This window comes from Streptomyces sp. NPDC038135, from assembly GCF_055601245.1.
In genome coordinates, this window is sequence record NZ_JBVJXS010000003.1 from 618,959 (window position 1) to 644,309 (window position 25,351).

A 25,351-nucleotide genomic window follows, 5' to 3' on the forward strand; every position below is an offset into this window, starting at 1 on the left:
ACGGGTGTTCGGCGGACGGGTACCCACCGCGTCCGTCCCCTCACCGGTCCGGTTCGGGATCCCGCAGCCAGTTGACCAGTTCCGCGGAGAAGGCCGCCGGGTCCTCCTCGTGCGGGAAGTGCCCGAGCCCGTCGAACAGCCGCCAGCGGTACGGGGCTTCGACGTACTCGCCCGAGCCGGCCGCGCTGCGCGTGCGGGCCACCGGGTCGAGCGAGCCGTGCAGATGCAGCGTGGGCACGCGCACCGGCCGCTTCATCCTGCGGTTGAACTGGATGCCGTCCGGGCGGACCAGGGAGCGCACCAGCCAGCGGTACGGCTCGATGGAGCAGTGCGCGGTGGACGGGATGCACATGGCCCGCTGGTAGTTCTCCACGGCCTCGTCCTCCGGCAGCCGCGGCCCGGACCACTCCCGGATCAGCCGGCCCACCAGCGCGCCGCCGTCGGCGGTGAGTTGGCGCTCCGGGATCCAGGGCCGCTGGAACCCCCAGATGTAGGAGCCGGCCGCCGTCTGCCGGGCGTCCCGGAGCATCGCGGCACGCCAGCGCCGGGGGTGCGGCATCGAGACGACCGCGAGCCGCCGCACGAGCTTGGGCCGCATCGCCGCCGCCGTCCACGCCAGATAGCCGCCCAGGTCGTGGCCGACCAGCGCGGCGTCCGGCTCGCCGAGGGAGCGGATCACCCCGGTGACGTCCAGGGCGAGGTTGGCGGGGTCGTACCCGCGCGGGGTGCGGTCGCTGCCGCCGACCCCCCGCAGGTCCATCGCCACCGCCCGGTAGCCCGCCTCGGCGAGCGCGACGAGCTGATGGCGCCATGTCCACCAGAACTGCGGGAAACCGTGCAGCAGCAGCACCAGGGGGCCGTCGCCGAGCTCGGCGATGTGGAACCGCGCGCCGTTGGCGGCGACGTCCCGGTGTGTCACCTTCTCCCCGGAGGGAAGGTCGATCCGTACGGCCGCTGCCGCGGCGGGTTCCGTCATGAGGACGAGCGTGCCACAGCTTCGATGGCCTGGGGCGCACGCTCCTGCGGAAGCTCGGGGCGCGGGTGCGGCTTGGCGTTCTGCAGGACGCTCGCCGACTCCTTCACGGACGCGGCGACCTTCTGCGGGCCCTGGCTCTTCTTCGCCTTCTTGGCGAACATCACGCCGATCAGCGCGAGCAGCGCGGCGACCAGCACGTTGGCCGCGAAGGACAGCAGGAAGCAGACCGCGAGGTTCCAGCCGCTCCAGGTGCGGATGCCGTACGCCAGCGCGAAGTTGAGCATGGGCAGGGAGAACAGCAGCAGCATGCCGGCGGCGCTGAACGCGCCGCCGCTGGTCGCCCCCCGCTTGACGTCCTGCTTGAGCTGGGCCTTGGCCAGCGCGATCTCGTCGTGCACCAGCGCAGACATCTCGGTCGTCGCCGAGGCGAACAGCTGGCCGATGCTGCGTTCGGCGCCGACCGGGCTGCCGTCGGGTGCGCTCATCGCGTTCTCCCTTTGAAGTCTCGCGTGCCGTGTGACGTCTCGAGTGCCGTCTTGATTTGTACCGTCTCGTCAGATCATGCCGGACGGCCGTCCTCAACGCCTGCCCCGCCCCGTACTTCCTATAGCCCGTGGCGCGCCGCGGCGGCCTTCTCGGCGGCGATGCGCCGGTGGTCGGCGGCCTTGCGCTCGAGGATCTCCGCCATCCGCAGGTGGTACGCCGGGTCGTCCTGCTCGTAGACGTCCGGGATGCCGTCCTCGTCCTCGTCGCGCTCCTCGTCCTCCCAGAGCCTGCGGTACCGGGCGTTGCGTATCTTCAGCAGCACCGTGGCGCACACGGCCGCGATCAGCGAGCCGCAGAGGACGGCCGCCTTCACCTCGTCGGTGAGCGCCATGTCGCCGTCGAAGGCCAGCTCGCCGATGAGGAGCGAGACGGTGAAGCCGATCCCGGCGAGCGAGGACACCGCGAAGACGTCGGCCCAGGCGAGGTCCTGGCTGAGCGAGGCCCGGGTGAAGCGCACGGTCAGCCAGGTGCCGCCGAAGATGCCGAGCGCCTTGCCCACGACCAGCCCGAGCACCACGCCGAGCGTCTCGGGCCGGGTGAAGACGTCCCCGAGCGCCCTGCCGGACACCGACACGCCGGCGCTGAACAGCGCGAACAGCGGTACGGCGAGCCCGGCCGACAGCGGCCGCACCAGATGCTCGATGCGCTCGCCCGGCGAGTGCTCCTCGCCCTCGCGGGTGGTGCAGCGCAGCATCAGGCCCATCGCCACGCCGGCGATGGTGGCGTGCACGCCGCTGTTGTACATCAGCGCCCAGACGACCACCGCGAGCGGCACGTACACGTACCAGCCGCGCACCCCCGCGCGCAGCAGCAGCCAGAAGACCACCAGCCCGGCGACGGCTCCGCCGAGCGCGGCCAGGTCGATCCGTTCGGTGAAGAAGACGGCGATGATCAGGATCGCGAAGAGGTCGTCCACGACCGCCAGGGTCAGCAGGAAGGCCCGCAGGGCGCTGGGCAGCGCGGTGCCGATGACCGCGAGGACGGCCAGCGCGAAGGCGATGTCGGTGGCGGTGGGCACCGCCCAGCCGTCGGTGGAGCCGCGCCCGGCGAGGTTGGTCAGGGTGTAGACGAGCGCGGGTACGGCCATCCCGCACAGCGCCGCGACCACCGGCAGCACCGCCGCCCTGGGATCGCGCAGGTCACCGGCGACCAGCTCGCGCTTGAGCTCGATCCCGGCGACGAAGAAGAAGACGGCGAGCAGCCCGTCGGCGGCCCAGTGCGCCACGGACAGGTTCAGGCCGAGCGCGGCGGGGCCGAAGTGGAAGTCGCTGACGGCCTCGTAGCCATGGCTCAGTGCCGGGATGTTCGCCCAGACCAGCGCGGTGACGGCGGCGGCGAGCAGCAGGACGCCGCCCACGGTCTCGGTGCGCAGCGCGTCCGCGACCACGGTCCGCTCGGGCAGGGACAGGCGCCCGAGGACCTTGCGGCCGGTCGAGGTGGAGGACGCGGTGTCACGGGGGGCGGCCACGGTGGGGACCTCCGGGTGTGGTGGGCAGGACTGAGCACATGCCGACCAGACTTCCCGGCGCACCTTGAGGCTCTTTCACATCGAGCACTGCCGAGGTTACCCAAGGTCGTCGCGGGATGCACCCGGCGATCCGAACATCGGACGCAAAAGGGGCACCCGGCGTGTTCGCGCCGGGCGCCCCTTCCGGCCGGTCCCGCGGCCGTGCGGACGGCGCCGCCGCCCGCGGTGCGGCCCTAGTCCTCGCTCGGCGCGGCCGGGAGCTTCGCCTGGATGAAGTCCATGACCGTGGAGTCGGTCAGCGTCGTGACGTCACCGAGCTGACGGTTCTCGGCGACATCCCGCAGGAGCCGGCGCATGATCTTGCCGGAGCGGGTCTTCGGCAGCTCCGCCACCGGCAGGACCCGCTTCGGCTTGGCGATCGGGCCGAGCGTGGCGCCCACGTGGTCGCGCAGCGCGCCGATCAGCTTGTCGTCCTCGGACGCCGAGCCGCGCAGGATGACGAAGGCGACGATGGCCTGGCCGGTGGTCTCGTCGGCGGCGCCGACGACGGCCGCCTCGGCGACCGACGGGTGCGAGACCAGCGCCGACTCCACCTCGGTGGTGGAGATGTTGTGGCCGGACACCAGCATCACGTCGTCCACCCGGCCCAGCAGCCAGATGTCCCCGTCGTCGTCCTTCTTCGCGCCGTCGCCGGCGAAGTACTTGCCCTCGAAGCGCGACCAGTAGGTGTCGATGAACCGCTGGTCGTCGCCCCAGATGGTGCGCAGCATCGACGGCCACGGCTCGGTGAGCACGAGGTAGCCGCCGCCTCCGTCCGGCACCTCGTTCGCCTCGTCGTCCACGACGGTCGCGCTGATGCCGGGCAGCGGGCGCTGCGCCGAGCCGGGCTTGGCCTCGGTGACGCCGGGCAGCGGCGAGATCATCATCGCGCCGGTCTCCGTCTGCCACCAGGTGTCCACGACCGGGGTGGCGTCGGCGCCGATGTGCTTGCGGTACCAGATCCACGCCTCGGGGTTGATCGGCTCGCCGACGGACCCGAGCACCCGCAGCGACGACAGGTCGAACTGCGCGGGGATGTCGTCGCCCCACTTCATGAACGTGCGGATCGCGGTCGGCGCGGTGTAGAGGATCGTGACCCGGTACTTCTCCACGATCTCCCAGAAGCGCCCCTGGTGCGGGGTGTCCGGGGTGCCCTCGTACATGACCTGGGTCGCGCCGTTGGCCAGCGGCCCGTACACGATGTACGAGTGCCCGGTGACCCAGCCGACGTCCGCCGTGCACCAGTAGACGTCCGTCTCCGGCTTGAGGTCGAACACCGCCCAGTGCGTGTACGCCGTCTGGGTCAGGTAGCCGCCGGAGGTGTGCAGGATGCCCTTCGGCTTACCGGTGGTGCCCGAGGTGTAAAGGATGAACAGCGGGTGCTCCGCGTCGAACGCCTCCGGGGTGTGCTCGGCGGACTGCCGGTCCACCAGCTCGTGCCACCACACGTCCCGCTCGCCGTCCCAGGCGACGTCCTGCCCGGTGCGGCGCACCACGAGCACGTGCTCGACGTTGTCGACCTTGGTGATCGCCTCGTCCACGGCGGGCTTGAGCGCGGAGGGCTTGCCGCGCCGGTAGCCGCCGTCGGAGGTGATGACGACCTTGGCGTCGGCGTCCTGGATCCGGGTGGCGAGCGCGTCCGCCGAGAAACCGCCGAACACCACCGAGTGCGCCGCGCCGATCCGGGCCGAGGCCAGCATCGCGATCGCGGTCTCCGGGATCATCGGCATGTAGATGGCGACCCGGTCGCCCTTGCGGACCCCGAGCTCCAGCAGCGCGTTGGCCGCCTTGGAGACCTCGTCCTTCAGCTCCGCGTAGGTGATCGAGCGGCTGTCGCCGGGCTCGCCCTCGAAGTGGATGGCGACCCGGTCCCCGTGCCCGGCCTCCACGTGCCGGTCCACGCAGTTGTACGCGACGTTCAGCTCGCCGTCCTTGAACCACTTCGCGAACGGCGGGTTCGACCAGTCCAGCGTCTCGGACGGTTCCTTGGCCCAGGTCAGCCGGCGGGCCTGCTCGGCCCAGAAGCCGAGCCTGTCAGCCTTGGCCTGTTCGTACGCCTCGGCCCCGACGTTGGCGTTCGCGGCCAGGTCGGCGGGCGGCGCGAAGCGTCGCTCCTCCTTCAAGAGGTTGGCCAGGCTTTCGTTGCTCACGACATCTCCCTTTCCCAGGGTGTCCGTTGTGTCCCAGGCCACAGCTCATCAGACGCGGGGGTCCGATGACAAGGGTCGACGGCCAAATTGGTTTAGACCTGTCGGCCCGGCTCGGGGATCAAACGGGACTTCGCAGCTCCGGGGCCGTCCCGGCCTCCTGTCCAGCCTCCTCTTCCGCCTCCTTTCCCGCAGCTCCCTCCACATGCTCGAACACCGCGGCGCCGTCCCCGCTCCCGTCGAGCAGATAGGCCTGCGCCTCGCCCACGTGGAAGTACATCCCGTGCAGCTCCAGCGCACCGGCCTGCAGGGCACGCGCGATCGTCTCGTGCGCCCGCAGGTGCTCCAGCTGCTGGACCACGTTGGTCAGGCACAGCTGCTCCACGGCGTCGGCGGGCGGCCGCCCGGCCAGCCGGGGCCGGTCACCGTGGTCGCCGGCCAGCCGGGCGAGGCTCGGCCGCCCGTGTCCGAGCCACCGCTTCAGCGGGGTCGCCGGGCCGCCGGGCTCGGCGGCCAGCAGCGCCTGCATGGCCCCGCACCCGGAGTGCCCGCACACCGTGATCGACCGCACCCCGAGCACGTCCACCGCGTACTCGATGGCGGCCGCCACCGAGTGGTCGCCGTGCTCCTCGCCCGGCGGCGGCACCAGATTGCCGATGTTGCGGACGACGAACAGGTCGCCGGGACCGCTGGCGGTGATCATCGACGTGACCAGCCGGGAGTCGGCGCAGGTGAGGAAGAGCTGCGAGGGCTGCTGCCCCTCCCGCGCGAGCCGCGCCAGCTCCTCGCGCACCAGCGGGGCGGTGTTCCGCTGGAACGAGCTGATGCCACGGGCGAGTTCGTGGGTGACGGGTGTGCTGGGGACCTGTGCGAAGCAGGCCCGGTGGTTGCGCCAGGGCGTCCACGGCCGGCACCGGCACACCGCGGACGGACCGGGATCCGACGAGCGGACTCCGCCCCGCCGACCGGTCAGCTCGGCGGTGCCGCCCCGCGCGGTGTGCGTGTTCTGCCAGTCCTGCAGCGACTCGTACGCCGCGTGGTCCATGAACGAGCCGTCCAACTCCACGACGGCGTGGACCCCTTGGGGTACGAGATGCAGGGCTCTGCTGAGCCGGGGCACGGCGAGGAACGTCAGCTGGCCCCGGACGTGTACGTGATGGACTCCTTCCTTCTCCGTGTGCGTGATGCGGGTGTGGGCGAGGCGGTGCAGGGCGAGGGCGACCGCCACGCCGACCCCGAGGGCCACACCCTCCAGGACGCCGAGGACCACCACGCCGAGTGTGGTGGCGACGTACACCAGCACTTCACGGTGGCGGGTCACCGTGCGGATGTGGTTCAGGGACACCATCTGGATGCCGACGGCCATCACCAGGGCGGCGAGCGAGGCGAGCGGGATCCACTCCAGGAGCGGGACCATCAGCAGTGCGGCGGCTACTACGAGAACGCCGTGCAGCATCGTGGAGTTCCGGCTCACCGCACCCGAGTTCACGTTCGCGGTGCTCCGCACGGCCACCCCCGCCACGGGCAGTCCGCCGAGCGCCCCCGAGACGATGTTGGCGGCGCCCTGGCCGAGCAGTTCGCGGTCGAGGTCCGAGCGCCCGACCAGAGGCCCGGGCCGGGCGGCGACCAGCTTGTCCACGGCGACCGCGCCGAGCAGTGACTGCACACTGCACACCAGCGTGGTGGTGAGCACGGCGGCGGCGATGCCGAGCCCCGGGCCCTCGGGCAGCCCGGCCAGCGCGTGACTGCTCCAGGACGGCAGGTCCACCCGGGGCAGCACCAGTCCGGTCAGCGTGGCGGTGACAGTGGCTCCGGTGACGGCCACCAGGGCGGCCGGGACCCTGCGCAGCAGCCGGCCGGCGCGGCCGGGGAGGCGCGGCCAGGCCAGCAGCAGGGTCAGGGTCAGCGCGCTCATCGACAGGGCGGCCGGGTCCAGCTCCGCGAGTTGAGCGGGCAGGGCACGCAGGTTGGCGAGGACGGAACTGTCCGGGCTGCCGCCGAGCACGATGTGCAGCTGGGCGACGGCGATGGTGACGCCGATGCCGGCGAGCATGCCGTGCACCACGGCGGGACTGACGGCGAGTGCGCCGCGGGCCACGCGCAGGCAGCCCAGGCCCAGTTGGGCGAGGCCGGCGAGGACAGTGATGCCGCAGGTGGTCCGCCAGCCGTAGCGGTGGATGAGGTCGGCGGTGACCACGGTGAGTCCGGCGGCGGGGCCGCTGACCTGCAGCGGGCAGCCGCCGAGCCGGCCGGCCACCAGCCCGCCGACCGCGGCGGCGACCAGGCCGGCCTGGAGCGGGGCGCCGGTCGCGAGGGCGATACCGAGGGACAGGGGCAGGGCGATCAGGAAGACCGCGATGGACGCGGACACGTCGGCGCCCTGGACGAGGCGGCGGCGCGGGGCGCGGGGCGGGCTGTGCGGCCGGTGTGAGTGGTGGGTGTGGGTGGGTGCGCAGGCGGTCATGGTCCCGTCTCCTCCGGGTGGCGCGGTCGCGTACGGGGTGGTGCCCCGTCGGTGGGGGGCTCGGTCGCGGCCGTGGGATCACGGCGTGCAGTGGCGGGATCAACGCTTCGTAAACGAACCGTAATGCAGAGTAAAGGTCATGCATAGCTTTTAGTCGCAAATGGGGTAAACAGTCACCTCTGCGGGCGAAGCGATCATTTCATCGGCTTGTCGTACTAATTCCTTCTCGGGCCCGTGCGACCTTGGCGGCGCTGTCGGCACAACCCGGCACATCACCTGAAAACGCCCTCATCAGCGTTTGCCTGAGAGAAGGAAGAAGGTGGGGCGGAAGATGGCCGCCACCCAGAGGATCGCCGTGGGCGCCATGGTCGCCGCGGCCTGTACCGCGTCGCTGGCCGGTTGCTCGTCCGGCGGCGACGGCCCGAAGCAAGGAGCGTCCGGCCCCAGGCAGGGGGCGCCGGCGCCCAACAGCGTGCTCCGTCTGATCGGTGACGGGTCCACCGCGTACACCGGAGGGCAGCCGCACCTGCCCGTCCCCGAGCGGCTCAAGCCCGGTCAGAAACCTCCCCAGTTCGTGGTGTTCTCCTGGGACGGCGCGGGGGAGGACAGCCAGAAGCTGTTCTCCCACTTCCGCAAGGTCTCCAAGGAGAACAACGCGACCATGACGTACTTCCTCAGCGGCGTGTACCTGCTGCCGGAGGAGAAACGCGAGCTCTACAGACCGCCGCAACACGCCCCGGGCAGCTCGGAGATCGGCTTCAACGACGCGCAGGGCATCTCCGACACCCTCAAGCAGGTGCGACTGGCCTGGCTCGAGGGCAACGAGATCGGCACCCACTTCAACGGACACTTCTGCGGTCCCGACGGCGGCGTCGGCGAGTGGTCGGTGCAGGAGTGGAAGAGCGAGATCGCCCAGGCCAAGCAGTTCGTGAAGAACTGGCGGACCAACACCGGCATGGAGAAGACCGCACCCCTGCCCTTCGACTACGACAAGGAGCTGATCGGCGCCCGGACCCCTTGCCTGGAAGGGCAGAAGAACTTCAGGAAGGCGGCCCGCCAACTCGGCTTCCGCTACGACTCCAGCGGAGTCGACGACCAGGTGTGGCCCGATAAGAAGGACGGCCTGTGGGACCTGTCGATGCAGCTGGTCCCCTTCCCGGGGCACACCTACGAGCAGTTGACCATGGACTACAACTTCATGGTCAACCAGTCCGGCACGCAGACCCAGGGCGACCCCGACATGTACGACTACTGGGGCGACCAGATGCGTGACGGCCTGCTCAAGGGCTTCTACCGCGCCTACGACGGCAACCGCGCGCCGTTGATCATCGGCAACCACTTCGAGTCCTGGAACGGCGGCACCTACATGCGCGCCATCGACGAGGTGGTGAAGGAGGTGTGCAACAAACCCGAGGTGCGCTGCGTCTCCTTCCACCAGCTCGCCGACTGGCTGGACGCGCAGGACCCGCAGACGCTGGCCAAGCTGCGCACCCTGAAGGTGGGCGAGGCGCCCCGGCAGGGCTGGGCGTCCCTCATGTCCGGGCGGCCGGCCCCGGCGCCCAAGGGTGTTCCCGGGGCGCCGGCGGTCAAGCAGTAGGCGTCATACCGGAGCCGCCAGGCCCTCGCCGAGCACGAACCCGGGGTCGATCTGCGCCGCCAGATCGACCCCGGTGCGCTCGTTGCCCCAGGCCTCCGCGTTCCGCAGGTGGAAGTGGACCATCTGGCGCGTGTAGCGCTCCCAGTCGCGCCGTTCGTACGTGGCGTCGGCGGCGGCCCGGAGCGTCTGCAGGGAGCGGACGTTGGCCTCCTCCAGAAGACCGAACCGGGGCGGGCGCCCCTTCTCCATCGCACGCACCCAGTCCGAGTGCCCGACCGTCACCAGCAGGTCGTCACCGGCCTCCGCGCGGAGGAAGTCGATGTCGTCCTGCCCCTGGACCTTGTTGCCGACGACCTTCAGGGCCACGCCGAAGTCGCGGGCGTACTCCTTGTACTGGCGGTAGACGGAGACCCCCTTCCGGGTCGGCTCGGCGACGAGGAACGTCATGTCGAAGCGGGTGAACAGGCCGGACGCGAAGGAGTCCGAACCCGCCGTCATGTCGACCACGACGTACTCGTCGGGGCCGTCGACGAGGTGGTTGAGGAACAGCTCCACCGCTCCCGTCTTCGAGTGGTAGCAGGCGACCCCCAGGTCGGCGTCCGTGAAGGGGCCGGTGACCATCAAACGGACCGCGCCGCCGTCGAGTTCCACCGGACGCGCGCAGGCGTCGTACACCGCGTTCGGCTCCCGCACCCGCACCAGCCGCGAACCCTCGCCGGGTGGGGTCGTCTTGATCATCGTCGCGGCCGAGGTGATGCGCGGGTTGGAGCCGCGCAGATGGTCCTTGATCAGCGGCAGCCGCTCGCCCATCGCGGGCAGCGCGGCCGCCTGGGCCTCGCCGAGGCCGAGCGCCGGGCCGAGGTGCTGGTTGATGTCGGCGTCGATGGCGAGCACCGGGGCGCCCGCAGCCACGAGGTGGCGGATGAAGAGGGAGGAGAGCGTGGTCTTGCCGCTGCCGCCCTTCCCGACGAAAGCAATTTTCATGTTCACGAACAGTAGTGAATCGATAGCTATATGTGTCGACAGGAGTGAAGAAGACCACTCCTTCGTGGGGTGGGGCGGTCGGGTGCGTAGGGTCGTACTCATGAGTACGACAGGCGCGACCGCCGATCCGCTCGCGGCCCTGGGCTCGCTGCCCGGCGTGGCCGAGTCCGTGGAGTCCGTGCGCAAGGCCGTGGACCGGGTCTACGGGCACCGGGTCATGCGCCGCCGCAGCAACGAGATCACCTCAGAGGCCGCGCTGCGCGGCGCCCGCGGCTCGGCCGCGCTGTCCGGCGCCGACTGGGCCCTGGAGGAGGTGCGGCGGCGCTCCGACTTCAGCGCCGACGCCGAGGCGATGGTCGTGGGCGCGGCGCTCAGGCTGACCGCCGAGGCGGGTCAGCTCCTGTCCATCTGGCGGCAGTCGCCCCTGCGGGTGCTGGCCCGGCTCCATCTGGTGGCCGCGGCGACCCAGGGCGACGACGTCGGCCGTCCGCGCCAGGCGGGCGAACCGGTCGACGAGCCGCTGCTCGAGCTGCCGCTGCCGGACGCCAGGGAGGTGTCGGGCCGGCTGGAGGGCCTGGCGGACCTGATCATCGCCGGCTCCTCGGCGCCGGCGCTGGTCACCGCGGCGGTGGTGCACGGCGAACTTCTCGCGCTGCGCCCCTTCACCTCGCACAACGGCCTCGTCGCGCGCACGGCCGAGCGGATCGTCCTGATCGGCAGTGGCCTCGACCCCAAGGCGGTCTGCCCGTCCGAGGTGGGTCACGCCGAGCTGGGACGCGCCGCCTACCTGGCCGCGCTCGACGGGTACGTCTCCGGCACCCCCGAGGGCATGGCCGCCTGGATCGCCCACTGCGGCCGCGCGGTCGAGCTCGGGGTGCGCGAGTCCACCGCGGTATGCGAGGCGCTGCAGCGCGGGGCCGCCTGAGCCCTGAGCGCGGGACACATGGGAAAGGCCCCCGCGAGGGGGCCGGACAGGGGTTGCGGCGGTACGAGTTCTCGTACCGCCGCTGGCATGCTCACCGGGTTACCAAGCGTCCTCGATATCTGCCCATCAGGTCGGGGTCTTTGCCCGTCACCTGGTGCGGCTGGCCCGTAATCGACGGGTCGACGTCGCGTGGGTGCCCGGTGTTCATGCGGGGTCCGTGGGGCCAGTGCGTAGTAGTAGGGGATCCTCACGGATGTCCTGTGGTCTCGCGGGCCTGAAACCTTTGTACTGCACCCCCGGAGCAAGTGGAACCCCTGCCCGCACTTCTTTACTTTCAGGTTCAAACGGCGGTAAACCGGTCAGGTGGCGGCGACGCCCCTGCGCCGGCTCGCGTACCAGACGAGGCCCGCGGTCGCGGCGGCCGCTCCGAGGGCCGCCGCCGCCACGAGAGCCGGACGCGGCGGTACCGAGAATCCGGGGATCCGCTGCTTGAGCCGGACCGGCCGGGCGAACTCCATGACCGGCCACCCGCGTGCGACCGCCTCGCGGCGCAGCGTGCGGTCCGGGTTCACGGCGTGCGGGTGCCCGACCGCCTGGAGCATGGGCAGGTCGGTCGCCGAGTCGCTGTAGGCGTAGCAGCGGTCCAGGTCGTACCCCTCGGACACGGCCAGTTCCCTGACGGCCTCCGCCTTGGTCGGGCCGTACGCGTAGTACTCCACCTCCCCGGTGAAGCAGCCGTCGTCGCCCACCACCATGCGCGTGGCCACCACGCGGTCGGCGCCCAGCAGCTCCCCGATCGGCTCGACCACCTCGGCGCCCGAGGTGGACACGATCACCACGTCGCGTCCGGCGGTGTGGTGCTCCTCGATGAGGGAGGCCGCCTCGTCGTAGATGATCGGGTCGATCAGGTCGTGCAGGGTCTCGGCGACGATCTCCTTCACCTGCTGGACGTTCCAGCCTCGGCACATCGCGGAGAGGTACTGGCGCATCCGCTCCATCTGATCGTGGTCGAGGCCGCCGGCCAGGAAGACGAACTGGGCGTACGCGGTACGCAGCGCGGCCCTGCGGTTGATCAGCCCGCCCTGGTAGAAGGACTTGCTGAAGGTGAGCGTGCTCGACTTCGCAATGACCGTCTTGTCCAGGTCAAAGAAGGCTGCTGCGCGGGGCAAGGAGTGGTTTTCCACGTCCCTGAGCATATGCGCCCACCATTCGGCGTAAGGTGGGGCGCGTGGGTTTGCCTGAGAAGGCTCTCGGGTACACCATGGAAGTCACGGATCGTTCGCGACCGTGCTAACCCGGTCCGACTCCTCCCCCCCCGAGTCGGCCGTGGGGACGACCCCCGCTCTCCCCCCCGGCGGGGGTCGTCGCATGTCCGGACGCATTTTCTCCCCTTTTCAACATGTCTCGCGACTGGTCGCGCCCGATGTCGACCGGACTCTGCCGTGCTCATGAGCCGTCACTCTGTGTAATTGAAGCGCTGCTCTGTGGAAGTCGCGGAGAGGGCGGCTCAAGGCTCACCGGTATGAGGGACCGCGATATTCACAACCGCTGAGTTGTACACGGTTTTCCACCAAGATCCACACGCTTTCCCGGATCGCTGCACCGTGATTCCCACGCACTCCGACGCCGGCGAGTTCATGGCCGGTTCCGATTGCCGGAGTGCCTATGGCCGGTTTCTGCCGCCTCGCAAAGAGCGCCGCTCGCCGGTCCTTCACATCTTTGGGAATCGCGGGGCCGCGGAGGCCGCGCGGAGGACATGGGAAGGGGGAGCGCACGTGATCGGAACCGTCGCCCACGACCCGGCACCGGCCACCGGAGGTCTGCCGGGACGGCCGCTCATCGTCACCGAGGACGCGGATCTGCTGGACGATCTGCTGCGCCTGTGCGCGGCCGCGGGCGCCACGCCCGAAGTGCATCACGGTGTACCCGATCACGGCGGTGGCTGGGAAGCGGCCCCGCTCGTCCTGGTCGGCGACGACGCGGCCCGCCGCCTGCGCGGAGCGGCGCGCCGGCGCGGAGTGGTGCTGGTCGGCCGCGACCAGGACGACTCCGGGGTGTGGAGAAGGGCCGTGCAGATCGGCGCGGACCATGTCTTGATGCTGCCCGACGGAGAGCAGTGGCTGGTCGACCGGATCGCGGACGTCGCCGAGGGCGTCGGCCGTCCGGCCCTGACGGTCGGGGTCGTCGGCGGCCGGGGTGGGGCCGGTGCGTCCACGCTGGCCTGCGCCCTCGCCGTCACCGCCGCACGCGAGGGGCTACGCACCCTTCTCGTCGACGCCGATCCGCTGGGCGGCGGACTCGACGTGCTCCTCGGCGGTGAGAGCGCCGAGGGATTGCGCTGGCCCGCCTTCGCCGCCTCCCGCGGCCGGGTCGGCGGCGGCGCGCTGGAGGAGTCGCTGCCCCGGTTGCACTCGCTGCGGGTGCTCAGCTGGGACCGCGGCGACTGCGTGGCCGTCCCGGCCCAGGCCGTCCGCGCGGTGCTCGCGGCCGCGAGGCGGCGCGGCGGCACGGTGGTCGTCGACCTCCCGCGGCGTCTGGACGACGGGGTCGCCGAAGCCCTCGCCCAGCTCGACCTGGCCCTGCTCGTCGTCCCGGCCGAACTGCGGGCGGTCGCGGCCGCCGGCCGGGTCGCATCGGCGCTCGGCATGGTCGTCGGGGACCTCCGGGTGGCGGTGCGGGGGCCGTACGCGCCCGGCCTCGACGACCGCGAGGTCGCCCGGTTGCTGGGCCTGCCCCTGGCCGGCGAGGTCCCCGTCGAACCGGCCCTGCAGCGCGCGCACGGCACCGCCAAGCCGCCCGCCGCGACCGGCCGCGGCCCGCTGGCCCGCTTCTGCACCGCCTTCTGGGAACAGGCACTGGCCGAGACGGGAGGCCCACGATGACCTTGCCCGGACTCGACCGGGCCGACGTCATGGCCCTGCTGGACGGGGTCCGACGCCGGCTGGCGGAGAGCGGCGCCGAACCGACCCCGGCGCGCGTCGCCCAGGCGCTGCGCGAACAGGGCCGGGTCCTCGGGGACGCCGAGGTGCTCGGCGCGGCCGAGCACCTGCGGTCGGAGCTGGTCGGGACCGGTCCGCTGGAGCCGCTTCTCGCCGATCCGGGCGTCACCGACGTCCTGGTGTCCGCGCCCGACCGGGTGTGGGTGGACCGCGGCGGCGGCCTGGAACTGACGCCGGTGACCTTTCCGGACGCGGCGGCCGTACGGCGTCTCGCGCAGCGGCTGGCCGCCGTGGCCGGACGCCGGCTGGACGACGCCAGGCCCTGGGCAGACGCCCGGCTGCCCGACGGGACCCGGCTGCACGCGGTGCTGCCCCCGGTGGCCGTCGGCTGCACCTGCCTGTCCCTGCGCGTCGTGCGACCTCGGGCGTTCACGCTCGGGGAACTGGTCGAGGCGGGCACCGTACCGCCCGGCGGGGACCAGGTCCTGCGGGCGCTGCTCGCGGCCCGGCTGTCCTTCCTCGTCAGCGGCGGCACCGGCAGCGGCAAGACGACTCTGCTGAGCGCACTGCTCGGTCTGGTCCAGCCCGGTGAACGGATCGTGCTCGCCGAGGACTCGGCGGAGCTGAGACCGGACCATCCGCACGTCGTACGGCTGGAGACCCGGCCGGCCAACCAGGAGGGGGCCGGCCTCGTGACCCTGGAGGACCTCGTCCGCCAGGCGTTGCGGATGCGGCCCGACCGGCTGGTCATCGGCGAGGTGCGGGGCCCCGAGGTGGTGCACCTGCTGGCCGCGCTCAACACGGGCCACGAAGGCTGCGGAACCGTGCACGCCAACGCCGCCGCCGACGTGCCCGCCCGGCTGGAGGCGCTCGGCACGGCGGCCGGACTCGACCGGGCGGCGCTGCACAGCCAGCTGGCGGCCGCGCTGTCGGTGGTGCTCCACCTCGTGCGGGACGGGTCCGGGCGGCGCCGGATCGCCGAGGTGCATGTGCTGGAGCGGGACGACTCGGGCCTCGTGCGGACGGTGCCGGCGTTGCGCTGGGGCGTGCGGGCCTTCACCCGGGAGCGGGGCTGGGAGCGGCTGCGGGAGCTGCTGAGCGGCGGGTTAGGGAGCGAACGGGACGAGAGGAGCGAGGGAAGTGAGCACTGAGACGTCGATGGGCGCGGCGGCGGCCTGTGTCGGGGCCGCGGCCTGGCTGCTGGGCGGACGGCACCACGGGACGCGGCGCGCGAGGCTGCTGCTGGCCGGGGGCGCGGGGGTGGCGACCGGCCCGCCCTCCTGGGAGCGGGCCGTGGGTGCACTGCGGAGACTGCAGGGACGACTGAGGCCCGAATGGTGGTCGCTCGCGGCCGGGCTGCTGCTCGCACTGCTGGGTGCCTCGGTGATTCCGGTCGTCGCGGGGGCGGCCGGGGTGCCGGTGCTGCGCAGGACGCGGCTGGCCCGGCAGGCCGGCCGGGCCAGGGAGCGGCGCGCGGACGCGGTGATCGGCCTGTGCGGCGCGCTGGCCGGGGAGGTGCGCGCGGGACGGCAGCCCGGTGAGGCGCTGCTGCGGGCCGCCCGCGATTCCGGCGGGCTCGGGGAGGCGCAGGACGGCGTGGTCGCGGCCGCGCGGTTCGGCGGCGATGTGCCGGGCGCGCTGGCCGTCGCGGCCCGGCAGCCGGGCGCGGAGGGGCTGCTGGGTCTCGCCGCCTGCTGGCGGGTGGCCGTGGACCAGGGCGCCGGGCTCGCGGACGGCCTCGAGCGGCTGGACGGGGCTCTGCGTGCCGAGCGGGACCAACGGGCGGATCTGAGGGCCCAGCTGTCCGGGGCTCGGGCGACGGCGCTGCTGCTCGCTGCGCTGCCCGCCCTCGGGCTGCTGCTCGGCTCGGCCATGGGCGCCCACCCCCTGCGGGTGCTGCTGCATAGCGGGGCGGGGCTTGGCTGCCTGGTGGCGGGAGCGGTGTTCGAGGGCGCCGGGGTGTGGTGGGCGGGGCGGATCGTACGGGGAGCTGAGGCGGCATGAGCGGTGAAGTCGTCCACAGGCTGGGGACAGTCGCGGCCGGTCTGCTGAGCGTGGGCTGGGCGGCCCGGTGGCTGGTCATGGCCCGGCGCCGGCGCCGGGCGCGACGCAGGGTGGCCGAACTGCTGGCCTTGGTGAAGGCCGAGTCGAAACCGCCCTTCGAGGTCGGGAACCAAGTGCGGCGGTGGCTGCCGGTCGTGGGGGCGATGTGCGGGGCGTGGGTGCTGGCCGGCGGCGCGGCCGGCGCGGTCGTGGCGCTCGCCGTGGGCGCGGGGCTGTGGCGGTGGCGGCTCCGGCGATCGGAGGCGGGCCCCGCGGAGGAGGTCGACAGAGCGCTCGCGGCCCGCCAGCTCCCGCTCGCCGCGGATCTGCTGGCCGCCTGCATCGCGGCCGGGGCCGGGCCGGTGATCGCTGCACAGGCGGTGGGCGAGGCCCTCGGCGGACCCGTCGGGGACGCGCTGGACCGGGGCGCGGCGGAGGTGCGGCTCGGCGGCGAACCGTGCGACGCCTGGCGCCGGTTGGCCGGTCTGCCCGGAGCCGGGGCACTGGCCCGGCTGCTGGAGCGGGCCGACGAGTCGGGCTTGCCCGCCGCCGGTCCCGTGGCCCGCCTCGCCTCCGACGCGCGGGCCGAATGGGCCAGAGCGGCCACGGCGCGGGCGCGCCGGGCGGGCGTCCTGGTCTCCGCGCCGGTCGGGCTGTGCTTCCTGCCCGCCTTCATCGCGATCGGCGTGCTGCCCGTGGTGATCGGGCTGGCGGGCGGCGTGACGGGGGGAGGTGGCGGCTGACGGCAGGCGCGAGGGAAGCGGCCGCGGGCGACGCGGTGACGGTGACGGCACGGGACGCGGATGGCGCGGTCCCGGAAACGGACGAGAACGCTGGAACGAGGGGAGTTCGAGATGCGTAGGTTCGACAGGCGCAGGTTCGGCATGCGCCGGAATGCCGGAAGGCTGTGGGTGCCGTTGCGGGAGCGGTGGCGCGCGGACGGGGGGATGGTGACCTCGGAATACGCGATGGGCATCGTGGCCGCGGTCGGCTTCGCGTTGCTGCTCTACGAGGTAGTCACCAGCGGCCAGGTCAAGGCGGAACTGCAGGCCATCGTGAAACGGGCCCTCAGTGCGCGGATGTGAGCGGGGGTCGGACCGCGGGTTCGTGACCGCGGAGTCGGCCGTGGTGCTGTCGGTGCTGGTGGCGTTCACCATGGCGCTGGTCTGGGGGCTGCTCGTGGTGGCCGCCCAGATCCAGTGCGTGGACGCCGCCCGCGCCGGCGCCCGGGCCGCCGCCCGGCAGGACCCGGCCGACGCGGTGGTGGAGGTGGCCCGGCAGGCGGCACCGCGCGGGGCACGGGTGACGGTCGGCCGGACGGGTGACCAGGTCCGGGTGACGGTGGTGGCCAGACCGCCGGTGCTGTCCGGACTGCCGTTCGAGGTACGGGAGGAGGCGGTGGCAGCGGCGGAGGAGACCGTCGGCGCGGGCGCGCAGTCGGGCACCGACACCGGTACAGGCTCCGGCACGGGCGCCGGTACGGGATCCGCTGCTGGAGCAGGCGAGAGCAGAGGCGCCGACACGGGGACGGCAGCCGGTGCCGGCATCGGTGCCGGTCCAGGTGCCGGTGCGGTAGCCGGAGCCGCCGCGGAGCCCGGGTCATGAGGCGCCGGCGAGTCGAACATGGCAGCGAAGCCCGCTGCTCGGACCGGGGCTCCGCCACCGTCTGGAGCGTCGGGGTGATCACGGTGCTGTGTGTGGTGTTCGGCGCCGTGCTCGCCCTCGGGCAGGCGGTCGCGGTCAGGCACCGGGCAGCCGGCGGCGCGGATCTGGCGGCGCTCGCCGCGGCGGACCACTGGGCCGAGGGCACCGCCGGCGCCTGCGCCCGGGCTGAACGGGTGGCGGCGGCCCAGGGGGTCAGGCTGGTGCGGTGCGTGATCGCGGGGGACACCTCGGACGTCACGGCGGCCTCGGGGCGCGGACCCTTCACGGCGGAGGTCAGGGCCAGAGCCGGGCCGCCCGGGCCCCTGCCCGCGGCGCCGGGGACGGCCGCTCCTAGACCGCCTGCTTGATCCGAAAGGCGCCCACAGAGCCGAGAGAGGCCCTGGCGCTCCGGTGCCCCGGTGTCCCGGCACCCCGGTGCCGCAAAGCCTCAGAAGCTCAGAGCCCGGTGCCGCGAAGCCCCGGATCTCAGCCCTGCGTCACCGAGTCCTCCTGAGCCTTGTCCTCCGGGGCCTCGCGCAGCAGCACCGTGAGGAGCCGAACCGCCCCCCGTTTGTGCAGCGGATCGTTGCCGTTGCCGCACTTGGGGGACTGGATGCAGGAGGGGCAGCCCGCCTCGCACTCGCAGGAGGCGATGGCCTCCCGGGTCGCGGCGAGCCAGGCGCGGGCGGTGTGGAAGGCGCGCTCCGCGAAGCCCGCGCCACCCGGATGGCCGTCGTAGACGAACACCGTCGGCAGGAGGGTGTCCGGGTGCATCGGGACGGACACCCCGCCGATGTCCCAGCGGTCGCAGGTGGCGAACAGGGGGAGCATGCCGATGGACGCGTGCTCGGCGGCGTGCAGGGAGCCGCCCAGGATCTCCGGGGTGATCCGTGCCTCGTCCAGCTGGTCCTCGGTGACCGTCCACCACACCGCGCGCGTGCGCAGCGTACGAGGAGGGAGGTCGAGCTTCGTCTCACCGAGCACCTCACCCGTGATGAGCCGTCGGCGCAGGAAGGAGACCACCTGGTTGGTGACCTCGACCGAGCCGTAGCAGAGCCGGCCGGAGCCCCAGGGGATCTCGACGTCCGTCTCCAGGACGGAGATAGATGTGGTGTCCCGGGCGACCGTCGAGTACGGCGGGTCGGCCTGCTCGACCAGCGCGACCGAGTCCTCCAGGTCGAGCGAGCGCACCAGGTAGGTGCGGCCCTGGTGCAGGTGCACCGCGCCCTCGTGCACCGCGGAGTGCGCGGCGCCCGCGTCGACCGTGCCGAGCAGGCGGCCCGTGCCCTCCTCCACGATCTGCACCGGCCGCCCGCCCGCGCCGCGGATGTCGGTCAGGTCGGCGGCCCGCTCCCGGCGTGTCCAGTGCCAGGCGCGGGTGCGGCGGCGCAGCAGCTTCGCGGCCTCCAGCTGGGGCAGCAGCTCCGCGCAGGCGGGACCGAACAGGTCGAGGTCCTCCTCGGTCAGCGGTATCTCCGCCGCCGCGGCGCACAGATGCGGGGCGAGGACGTACGGGTTGTCGGGATCGAGGACGGTCGATTCCACCGGTTGGTCGAACAGGGCCTCGGGATGATGGACGAGGAAGGTGTCCAGCGGGTCGTCGCGGGCCACCAGCACCGCCAGGGCGCCCTGTCCGGAGCGGCCCGCGCGGCCCGCCTGCTGCCACAGGGAGGCGCGCGTGCCGGGGTATCCGGCGATCAGGACGGCGTCCAGCCCCGAGACGTCCACGCCCAGCTCCAGGGCCGTCGTGGCGGCGAGTCCGAGGAGTTCGCCGGAGTGCAGGGCGCGTTCCAGGGCCCGGCGCTCCTCGGGGAGGTAGCCGCCCCGGTAGGCCGCGACACGCCGGGCGAGGGAGCGGTCGACCTCGGCCAGACGCTCCTGGGTGATCACCGAGATCAGCTCGGCGCCGCGCCGGGAGCGCACGAAGGCGACCGAGCGCACGCCCTGCACGGTGAGATCGGTCAACAGGTCGGCGGTCTCGGCGGTGGCGGTACGCCGGACGGGTGCGCCCTTCTCGCCGTGCAGCTCGGTGAGCGGGGGCTCCCACAGGGCGAAGACCAGCTCCCCGCGCGGGGAGGCGTCGTCGGCGACCTCCACGACCGGCAGGCCGGTGAGCCGGCCGGCGGCCACGGCGGGCTCGGCGGCGGTCGCGGAGGCCAGCAGGAACACCGGCGAGGAGCCGTAGCGCGCGCACAGGCGGCGCAGCCGGCGCAGCACCTGGGCGACGTGCGAGCCGAACACGCCCCGGTAGGTGTGGCACTCGTCGATGACGACGTACTTGAGCGCCTTCAGGAAGGAGGACCAGCGGGGGTGGGAGGGCAGTATCCCGCGGTGCAGCATGTCGGGGTTGGTGAGGACGTAGTTCGCGTACTGGCGGACCCACTCCCGTTCCTCGAACGGGGTGTCGCCGTCGTACACGGCCGGGCGTACGGCGCCGGCCAAAGGTTGTGAAAGTTCCTTCACCGAGCGGCACTGGTCCGCCGCGAGCGCCTTGGTGGGCGCCAGGTACAGGGCGGTCGCCCCGCGGCCGTTCGGGGCCTCGGAGCCGTCCAGCAGGGTGGACATGACCGGCACCAGGTAGGCGAGGGACTTGCCGGAGGCGGTGCCGGTGGCGACCACCACCGAGTCGCCGTCCAGCGCGTGCTCGGCGGCCAGCGCCTGGTGGGCCCACGGGTGCTCGATGCCGCACGCCTGCACCGCGGCGATCACTTCGGAGCGAATCCGGTCAGGCCAGACGGCATGCCGACCCGCACGCGGGGGCAAGTGCTCCGTATGAGTGATGCGCGCGGATCGGCTCGGCCCGGAGGCGAGCCGGTCCAGAACGGTGCCCGGAGACGGGCGGGACGCCGGGTCCGCCATGGGTCGATCGGATCGGTGATTCTTGGCCATCGGCACCGAGTGTGTCACCGGCGTGACGGACAATGGAGCCAAGGCGTCGTGCACACATGCCGGTAAGTGATTGAATGCCATCGCGGCTGGCGGTGCGCCCCGGGGGCCGCAAGCCGATGTTCCCGAGGGGCGACCGCTCGATAGCAAGGTGCTGGAGGATCCGTGGACCTGTCCCTGTCGACCCGTACCGTCGGCGATCGTACGGTCGTCGAGGTCGGTGGCGAAATCGATGTATACACCGCGCCCAAGCTGCGCGAGCAGTTGGTCGAGCTGGTGAACGACGGCAATTTCCACCTCGTCGTCGACATGGAGGGCGTGGACTTCCTCGACTCCACCGGACTCGGCGTGCTGGTCGGCGGCCTGAAGCGGGTGCGTGCCCACGAGGGCTCACTGCGCCTGGTCTGCAACCAGGAGCGCATTCTGAAGATCTTCCGCATCACCGGCCTCACCAAGGTGTTCCCGATCCACACCTCGGTCGAGGAAGCGGTGGCGGCCACCGACTGACCCCGGCCGGCCACCCGGTCCAGGCCGCTCGCCGGTCGGGACATCGGTCGGCCCCGCCCCGGGCCGGTGGGTCCGGGGCCACTAGTTCAGCAGGGGGTGCGGGCTCTCGGCGGCCCCGCCCCCGGACCGCACGCCCGTAGTCGCGAGGGGGATGCATGGCCACCGTCGAACTCCGCTTCAGCGCGCTGCCCGAGCACGTCAGGACCGCCCGGCTGGTGGCGGCAGCGGTGGCGCGCAGGGCCGGAGTGGACGAGGCCGTACTCGACGAAGTGCGCCTCGCCGTGGGCGAGGCCTGCTCCCGTGCCGTCGGACTCCATCAGAGCAACGCCATCGCGGCGCCCGTGAAGGTGGCGCTGATCGAGGACGAGAAGCAGTTCTCCATCGAGGTCGGCGACGAGGCCCCGCACGCCGCTCCCGCGGAGCGGGTGGCCGGCGGAGCCGCCGCGGACGCGGACGTGGAGGCCGAGGAGGACGAGATGGGCCTCGCGGTCATCAGCGGCCTCGTCGACGACGTGGAGGTCACGACGGGCCGCGACGGCGGGCTGATCCGCATGAGCTGGCCCACCGCCCCGTCGGCCGTCACGCTCGTCTGATCCGGCGCCCCGCGCGTTCGGACACCCGCGCACAGCGCATCGAAGGGCCCTGCTGAGCAGGGCCCTTCGTGCTGTCTCCAAGCGTGCCCGGTAATTCGTGAAAGAATTCACGATCAATAGCTGATAATTTGATCAAGCATCAATGTGGTCGTCAATGCCTTTGAGGCATTACCTCTTTCGGGTTCGATGGCGGGAACTCGATCATTTGCTGAAGAGCACCAGAAGGCGAATTCCGTTTACCGTCCCCTGTTTAGATCACTCTGGGGTACCTACAATCCGTCCACATCTTGAGCTCAGCCCAAGCGTCAAGGAGGACGAATGGCGGGGCTTTCTACCCCTCATCAGTTTGGCCACCCCACAACCCTCGCGGCCGCGGTACTCACGGACGACAACCGGATCATCGTGGCGGTGATCGCGGCCGTCGCCCTGGCCGCGCTCGCCGTCGCAGGCGTCCTGGTGCGCCAGGTGCTGGCGGCGGGCGAGGGCACCGACAGCATGAAGGAGATCGCCGGAGCGGTCCAGGAAGGTGCCAAGGCGTATCTCGCCCGACAGTTGCGCACGCTCGGCGTATTCGCCGTCGTCGTGTTCTTCCTGCTCCTGCTGCTGCCCGCGGACGACTGGAATCAGCGTGCCGGACGATCGGTGTTCTTCCTGATCGGCGCGGTGTTCTCGGCGACCACCGGCTATATCGGCATGTGGCTCGCCGTGCGCAGCAATGTGCGCGTCGCCGCCGCGGCCCGGGAAGCGACCCCTGGCGAAGGCGAACCCGAAAAGGATCTCACCACCGTCTCGCACACCGCGATGAAGATCGCATTTCGCACAGGCGGCGTCGTCGGCATGTTCACGGTGGGTCTCGGCCTGCTGGGCGCCTCGTGCGTGGTGCTGGTGTACGCGGCCGACGCGCCGAAGGTGCTGGAGGGCTTCGGCCTCGGCGCCGCCCTGATCGCCATGTTCATGCGAGTCGGCGGCGGCATCTTCACCAAGGCCGCCGACGTCGGCGCCGACCTGGTCGGCAAGGTCGAGCAGGGCATTCCCGAGGACGACCCGCGCAACGCCGCGACCATCGCCGACAACGTGGGCGACAACGTCGGCGACTGCGCGGGCATGGCGGCCGACCTGTTCGAGTCGTACGCCGTCACCCTGGTGGCCGCGCTGATCCTCGGCAAGGCCGCCTTCGGCGACTCGGGGCTCGCCTTCCCGCTGCTGGTGCCCGCCATCGGTGTGATCACCGCCATGATCGGCATCTTCGCGGTCGCGCCGCGCCGGGCCGACCGCAGCGGCATGACCGCGATCAACCGGGGATTCTTCATCTCGGCGGTGATCTCGCTCGTGCTGGTCGCGGTGGCGGTCTTCCTCTACCTGCCCGCGAAGTACTCCGGCCTGAGCGGCGTCAGCGACGCGGCGATCCGCGCGAAGGACGGCGATCCCCGGATCCTCGCCCTGGTGGCCGTGGCGATCGGCATCCTGCTCGCCGCCGTGATCCAGCAGCTCACCGGCTACTTCACCGAGACCACCCGGCGCCCGGTCAGGGACATCGGCAAGACCTCTCTCACGGGCCCGGCCACCGTCGTGCTCTCCGGCATCTCGGTGGGTCTGGAATCGGCCGTCTACACCGCCCTGCTCATCGGGCTCGGCGTGTACGGCGCGTTCCTGCTCGGCGGCACCTCGATCATGCTGGCGCTGTTCGCGGTGGCCCTGGCCGGCACCGGCCTGCTCACCACGGTCGGCGTGATCGTCGCCATGGACACCTTCGGGCCGGTCTCGGACAACGCGCAGGGCATCGCCGAGATGTCCGGTGACGTCGAGGGGGCGGGCGCCCAGGTGCTCACCAACCTGGACGCGGTCGGCAACACCACCAAGGCCATCACCAAGGGCATCGCCATCGCCACCGCCGTCCTCGCGGCGTCGGCGCTCTTCGGCTCCTACCGGGACGCCATCACCACCAACGTGCAGGACGTCGGCGCCAAGCTCACGGGCCCCGGCTCACCGATGAGCCTGTCGCTGGACATCTCGCAGCCCAACAACCTCGTCGGCCTCATCGCGGGCGCCGCGGTCGTCTTCCTCTTCTCCGGACTCGCCATCAACGCCGTGTCGCGTTCGGCCGGTTCGGTGGTGTTCGAGGTGCGGCGGCAGTTCCGGGAGAAGCCCGGAATCATGGACTTCACCGAGAAGCCCGAGTACGGCAAGGTCGTCGACATCTGCACCAAGGACGCCCTGCGTGAGCTGGCCACGCCCGGTCTGCTCGCCGTGATGGCGCCGATCTTCATCGGCTTCACGCTCGGCGTCGGCGCGCTCGGCTCCTACCTCGCGGGCGCGATCGGCGCGGGCACGCTCATGGCGGTGTTCCTCGCCAACTCCGGCGGCGCCTGGGACAACGCCAAGAAGCTGGTGGAGGACGGCCACCACGGCGGCAAGGGCAGCGAGGCCCACGCCGCCACGGTGATCGGCGACACGGTCGGCGACCCCTTCAAGGACACCGCGGGGCCGGCGATCAACCCGTTGCTGAAGGTCATGAACCTGGTCTCGCTGCTCATCGCGCCCGCGGTGATCAAGTTCTCCTACGGCGACGACAGGAACCTCGGCGTGCGGATCGGGATCGCGATCCTCGCGCTGCTGGTCATCGTCGTCTCGGTGTACGTGTCCAAGCGGCGCGGGATCGCCGTGGGCGACGACGAGAGCGCCGAGCGGGTATCCAACTCACCCGACGCGGCGGTGGTTTCGTAGCCCGCATCCAACGGGCCTGCGCAACCGGCGGGCGGGCGGCACGTACTGACGTGCCGCCCGCCCGCTGCGTGTGTGCGCCGCCGCCCAGGCCGTGAGCCTTCTCTCCCATGGTGCAAAGAATCACAAAAGCAGACTTCCGGGGCTTTCGGCATGTGGGGGCTGTCGGTATGCCGTGTAGATTCCGGGGGCCGAGAGCCATGGAAGGGACCGATCCGGTGAACAAGAAGCTCACGGCCGCACTGTCCGGCGGTGCGGTACTGGTAATGGCGTTGTCGGGATGCAGCGGCAGCAAGGACAGCGGGCCCGACCCCAAGCTGGTCGCCTGGGCCAAGACGGTGTGCGACGCGGTGCCCGGGCAGGACGCCAAGATCAGGGAGGCGAACGCCTCGATCGCCAAGATAGCCACGGACAGCAACCTGCCGCCCAAGACCGCCAAGAGCACGTACTCGTCGGCCTTCCAGGACATGGCCGACGGCTACAAGGGGCTGGCCGCCGCCATCAACAGCGCCGGTGCGCCCCCCGGGGTCGAAGACGGCGCCAAGCGCCAGAAGGACGCCGCCAAGAACCTCGCCGGCCTCGCCACGGCCTACGGCGACCTGAAGAAGAAGGTCGACGGACTCGACACCAAGGACCAGGGCAAGTTCGCCAAGGGCCTGCACGAGGTCGCCGACCAGACGAAGCAGATCGGCGAGCAGAGCAACAGCGGCACGGAGGCCCTGAAGCGGCTTGAGCAGGGCGAGGTGAAGCAGGCGATCGCCGAGCAGCCGAGCTGCAAGGTCGCCGCCTCCGGCTCCGCCACCACGTCGGCCACCACCGGCTGACCCGCCCGCCGGGCGAGCCTCCCGACGGACACGCGGACACGCGGACAC

20 protein-coding genes and 1 pseudogene are annotated in these 25,351 nt (G+C 72.0%); 13 read left to right on the forward strand and 8 right to left on the reverse strand.

Annotated features, from left to right (window positions below):
• Positions 1–40 precede the first annotated feature (40 nt).
• The 5 genes from ACZ7JA_RS11195 to ACZ7JA_RS11215 all read right to left on the reverse strand — a co-directional run bounded on the left by ACZ7JA_RS11195 (position 41) and on the right by ACZ7JA_RS11215 (position 7,640).
• Complete coding sequence (locus ACZ7JA_RS11195) at positions 41–976, reverse strand: alpha/beta fold hydrolase (RefSeq protein ID WP_351667395.1); 936 nt, start codon at positions 974–976, stop codon at positions 41–43.
• A complete protein-coding gene (locus ACZ7JA_RS11200) occupies positions 973–1,461 on the reverse strand; it encodes a phage holin family protein (protein WP_351667393.1) in 489 nt (162 codons plus the stop codon). The genes ACZ7JA_RS11195 and ACZ7JA_RS11200 overlap by 4 nt, the downstream gene beginning before the upstream one ends.
• A 119-nt stretch (positions 1,462–1,580) precedes the next feature.
• On the reverse strand, positions 1,581–2,990 hold the full coding sequence (gene nhaA, locus ACZ7JA_RS11205; protein WP_470807926.1) for a Na+/H+ antiporter NhaA: 1,410 nt from the start codon (positions 2,988–2,990) through the stop codon (positions 1,581–1,583).
• A gap of 233 nt (positions 2,991–3,223) precedes the next feature.
• A complete protein-coding gene (gene acs, locus ACZ7JA_RS11210; RefSeq protein ID WP_389300715.1) occupies positions 3,224–5,179 on the reverse strand; it encodes an acetate--CoA ligase in 1,956 nt (651 codons plus the stop codon).
• Positions 5,180–5,297: 118 nt separating this feature from the next.
• Positions 5,298–7,640 carry a SulP family inorganic anion transporter gene (locus tag ACZ7JA_RS11215; RefSeq protein ID WP_389449017.1) on the reverse strand — a complete coding sequence of 781 codons (2,343 nt, stop codon included), beginning with the start codon at positions 7,638–7,640 and terminating at the stop codon, positions 5,298–5,300.
• Between the two features lie 331 nt (positions 7,641–7,971).
• Here ACZ7JA_RS11215 and ACZ7JA_RS11220 point away from each other — a divergent pair, with 331 nt between their 5' ends.
• Positions 7,972–9,237, forward strand: a complete 1,266-nt coding sequence (locus ACZ7JA_RS11220; RefSeq protein WP_470807927.1) for a polysaccharide deacetylase family protein — start codon at positions 7,972–7,974, stop codon at positions 9,235–9,237.
• Positions 9,238–9,240: 3 nt separating this feature from the next.
• Here ACZ7JA_RS11220 and ACZ7JA_RS11225 read toward each other — a convergent pair whose 3' ends face one another.
• The gene (locus ACZ7JA_RS11225; protein WP_470807928.1) at positions 9,241–10,221 is read right to left on the reverse strand and encodes an ATP-binding protein; all 981 of its coding nucleotides are present in this window, start codon (positions 10,219–10,221) and stop codon (positions 9,241–9,243) included.
• A gap of 100 nt (positions 10,222–10,321) precedes the next feature.
• On the opposite strand from ACZ7JA_RS11225, the gene ACZ7JA_RS11230 reads away from it, so the two are divergent.
• A complete protein-coding gene (locus ACZ7JA_RS11230; RefSeq protein WP_389300727.1) occupies positions 10,322–11,146 on the forward strand; it encodes a Fic family protein in 825 nt (274 codons plus the stop codon).
• A gap of 359 nt (positions 11,147–11,505) precedes the next feature.
• On the opposite strand, the gene ACZ7JA_RS11235 is transcribed toward ACZ7JA_RS11230, so the two are convergent.
• Entirely contained in the window at positions 11,506–12,342 is an 837-nt protein-coding gene (locus ACZ7JA_RS11235) for an HAD family hydrolase (RefSeq protein WP_403683663.1), read from the reverse strand.
• A 579-nt stretch (positions 12,343–12,921) separates the two neighbouring features.
• Between ACZ7JA_RS11235 and ssd the strand changes: the two genes are divergently transcribed.
• The 7 genes and pseudogenes from ssd (at position 12,922) to ACZ7JA_RS11270 (ending at position 18,140) form a co-directional block, all read left to right on the forward strand.
• Entirely contained in the window at positions 12,922–14,028 is a 1,107-nt protein-coding gene (gene ssd, locus ACZ7JA_RS11240) for a septum site-determining protein Ssd (protein ID WP_470807929.1), read from the forward strand.
• A complete protein-coding gene (locus tag ACZ7JA_RS11245) occupies positions 14,025–15,236 on the forward strand; it encodes a TadA family conjugal transfer-associated ATPase (RefSeq protein WP_450742612.1) in 1,212 nt (403 codons plus the stop codon). Before ssd ends, ACZ7JA_RS11245 begins: the two co-directional genes overlap by 4 nt.
• A gap of 7 nt (positions 15,237–15,243) precedes the next feature.
• Positions 15,244–16,089, forward strand: a complete 846-nt coding sequence (locus tag ACZ7JA_RS11250) for a type II secretion system F family protein (protein ID WP_470807975.1) — start codon at positions 15,244–15,246, stop codon at positions 16,087–16,089.
• Positions 16,086–16,871 (forward strand): type II secretion system F family protein, encoded by a 786-nt coding sequence (locus ACZ7JA_RS11255; RefSeq protein ID WP_389449029.1) that lies wholly within the window; start codon positions 16,086–16,088, stop codon positions 16,869–16,871. The genes ACZ7JA_RS11250 and ACZ7JA_RS11255 overlap by 4 nt, the downstream gene beginning before the upstream one ends.
• A gap of 141 nt (positions 16,872–17,012) precedes the next feature.
• Positions 17,013–17,213 carry a DUF4244 domain-containing protein gene (locus tag ACZ7JA_RS11260; RefSeq protein ID WP_470807976.1) on the forward strand — a complete coding sequence of 67 codons (201 nt, stop codon included), beginning with the start codon at positions 17,013–17,015 and terminating at the stop codon, positions 17,211–17,213.
• Positions 17,214–17,235: 22 nt separating this feature from the next.
• A pseudogene (locus tag ACZ7JA_RS11265) lies at positions 17,236–17,559 on the forward strand (TadE family type IV pilus minor pilin); the annotation flags it as partial.
• A 170-nt stretch (positions 17,560–17,729) separates the two neighbouring features.
• Positions 17,730–18,140: an Rv3654c family TadE-like protein gene (locus ACZ7JA_RS11270; RefSeq protein WP_351667371.1), complete on the forward strand. Its 411-nt coding sequence runs from the start codon at positions 17,730–17,732 to the stop codon at positions 18,138–18,140.
• A 118-nt stretch (positions 18,141–18,258) separates the two neighbouring features.
• Here the strand turns inward: ACZ7JA_RS11270 and ACZ7JA_RS11275 are convergent, their stop codons facing one another.
• Positions 18,259–20,742, reverse strand: coding sequence for a DEAD/DEAH box helicase (locus ACZ7JA_RS11275; RefSeq protein WP_470807930.1), 2,484 nt, complete (start codon positions 20,740–20,742; stop codon positions 18,259–18,261).
• 81 nt (positions 20,743–20,823) lie between these two features.
• On the opposite strand from ACZ7JA_RS11275, the gene bldG reads away from it, so the two are divergent.
• The 4 genes from bldG to ACZ7JA_RS11295 all read left to right on the forward strand — a co-directional run bounded on the left by bldG (position 20,824) and on the right by ACZ7JA_RS11295 (position 25,303).
• Positions 20,824–21,165 (forward strand): anti-sigma factor antagonist BldG, encoded by a 342-nt coding sequence (gene bldG / locus ACZ7JA_RS11280; protein ID WP_010986038.1) that lies wholly within the window; start codon positions 20,824–20,826, stop codon positions 21,163–21,165.
• A gap of 155 nt (positions 21,166–21,320) precedes the next feature.
• A complete protein-coding gene (locus ACZ7JA_RS11285) occupies positions 21,321–21,758 on the forward strand; it encodes an ATP-binding protein (protein WP_470807931.1) in 438 nt (145 codons plus the stop codon).
• A 318-nt stretch (positions 21,759–22,076) separates the two neighbouring features.
• Positions 22,077–24,482 (forward strand): sodium-translocating pyrophosphatase, encoded by a 2,406-nt coding sequence (locus ACZ7JA_RS11290; protein WP_351667365.1) that lies wholly within the window; start codon positions 22,077–22,079, stop codon positions 24,480–24,482.
• Between the two features lie 215 nt (positions 24,483–24,697).
• The gene (locus tag ACZ7JA_RS11295) at positions 24,698–25,303 is read left to right on the forward strand and encodes a small secreted protein (protein WP_351667363.1); all 606 of its coding nucleotides are present in this window, start codon (positions 24,698–24,700) and stop codon (positions 25,301–25,303) included.
• Positions 25,304–25,351: the final 48 nt, after the last annotated feature.

What these genes read in the sequence shown, in the direction of transcription:
- ACZ7JA_RS11195 (WP_351667395.1), bottom strand. Translation starts at nt 976, where the DNA reads ATGACGGAACCCGCCGCGGCAGCGGCCGTACGGATCGACCTTCCCTCC.
- ACZ7JA_RS11200 (WP_351667393.1), bottom strand. Translation starts at nt 1,461, where the DNA reads ATGAGCGCACCCGACGGCAGCCCGGTCGGCGCCGAACGCAGCATCGGC.
- ACZ7JA_RS11215 (WP_389449017.1), bottom strand. Translation starts at nt 7,640, where the DNA reads ATGACCGCCTGCGCACCCACCCACACCCACCACTCACACCGGCCGCAC.
- ACZ7JA_RS11220 (WP_470807927.1), top strand. Translation starts at nt 7,972, where the DNA reads ATGGCCGCCACCCAGAGGATCGCCGTGGGCGCCATGGTCGCCGCGGCC.
- ACZ7JA_RS11225 (WP_470807928.1), bottom strand. Translation starts at nt 10,221, where the DNA reads ATGAAAATTGCTTTCGTCGGGAAGGGCGGCAGCGGCAAGACCACGCTC.
- ACZ7JA_RS11230 (WP_389300727.1), top strand. Translation starts at nt 10,322, where the DNA reads ATGAGTACGACAGGCGCGACCGCCGATCCGCTCGCGGCCCTGGGCTCG.
- ACZ7JA_RS11235 (WP_403683663.1), bottom strand. Translation starts at nt 12,342, where the DNA reads ATGCTCAGGGACGTGGAAAACCACTCCTTGCCCCGCGCAGCAGCCTTC.
- ACZ7JA_RS11245 (WP_450742612.1), top strand. Translation starts at nt 14,025, where the DNA reads ATGACCTTGCCCGGACTCGACCGGGCCGACGTCATGGCCCTGCTGGAC.
- ACZ7JA_RS11250 (WP_470807975.1), top strand. Translation starts at nt 15,244, where the DNA reads ATGGGCGCGGCGGCGGCCTGTGTCGGGGCCGCGGCCTGGCTGCTGGGC.
- ACZ7JA_RS11255 (WP_389449029.1), top strand. Translation starts at nt 16,086, where the DNA reads ATGAGCGGTGAAGTCGTCCACAGGCTGGGGACAGTCGCGGCCGGTCTG.
- ACZ7JA_RS11260 (WP_470807976.1), top strand. Translation starts at nt 17,013, where the DNA reads ATGCGCCGGAATGCCGGAAGGCTGTGGGTGCCGTTGCGGGAGCGGTGG.
- ACZ7JA_RS11270 (WP_351667371.1), top strand. Translation starts at nt 17,730, where the DNA reads ATGAGGCGCCGGCGAGTCGAACATGGCAGCGAAGCCCGCTGCTCGGAC.
- ACZ7JA_RS11275 (WP_470807930.1), bottom strand. Translation starts at nt 20,742, where the DNA reads ATGGCATTCAATCACTTACCGGCATGTGTGCACGACGCCTTGGCTCCA.
- ACZ7JA_RS11285 (WP_470807931.1), top strand. Translation starts at nt 21,321, where the DNA reads ATGGCCACCGTCGAACTCCGCTTCAGCGCGCTGCCCGAGCACGTCAGG.
- ACZ7JA_RS11290 (WP_351667365.1), top strand. Translation starts at nt 22,077, where the DNA reads ATGGCGGGGCTTTCTACCCCTCATCAGTTTGGCCACCCCACAACCCTC.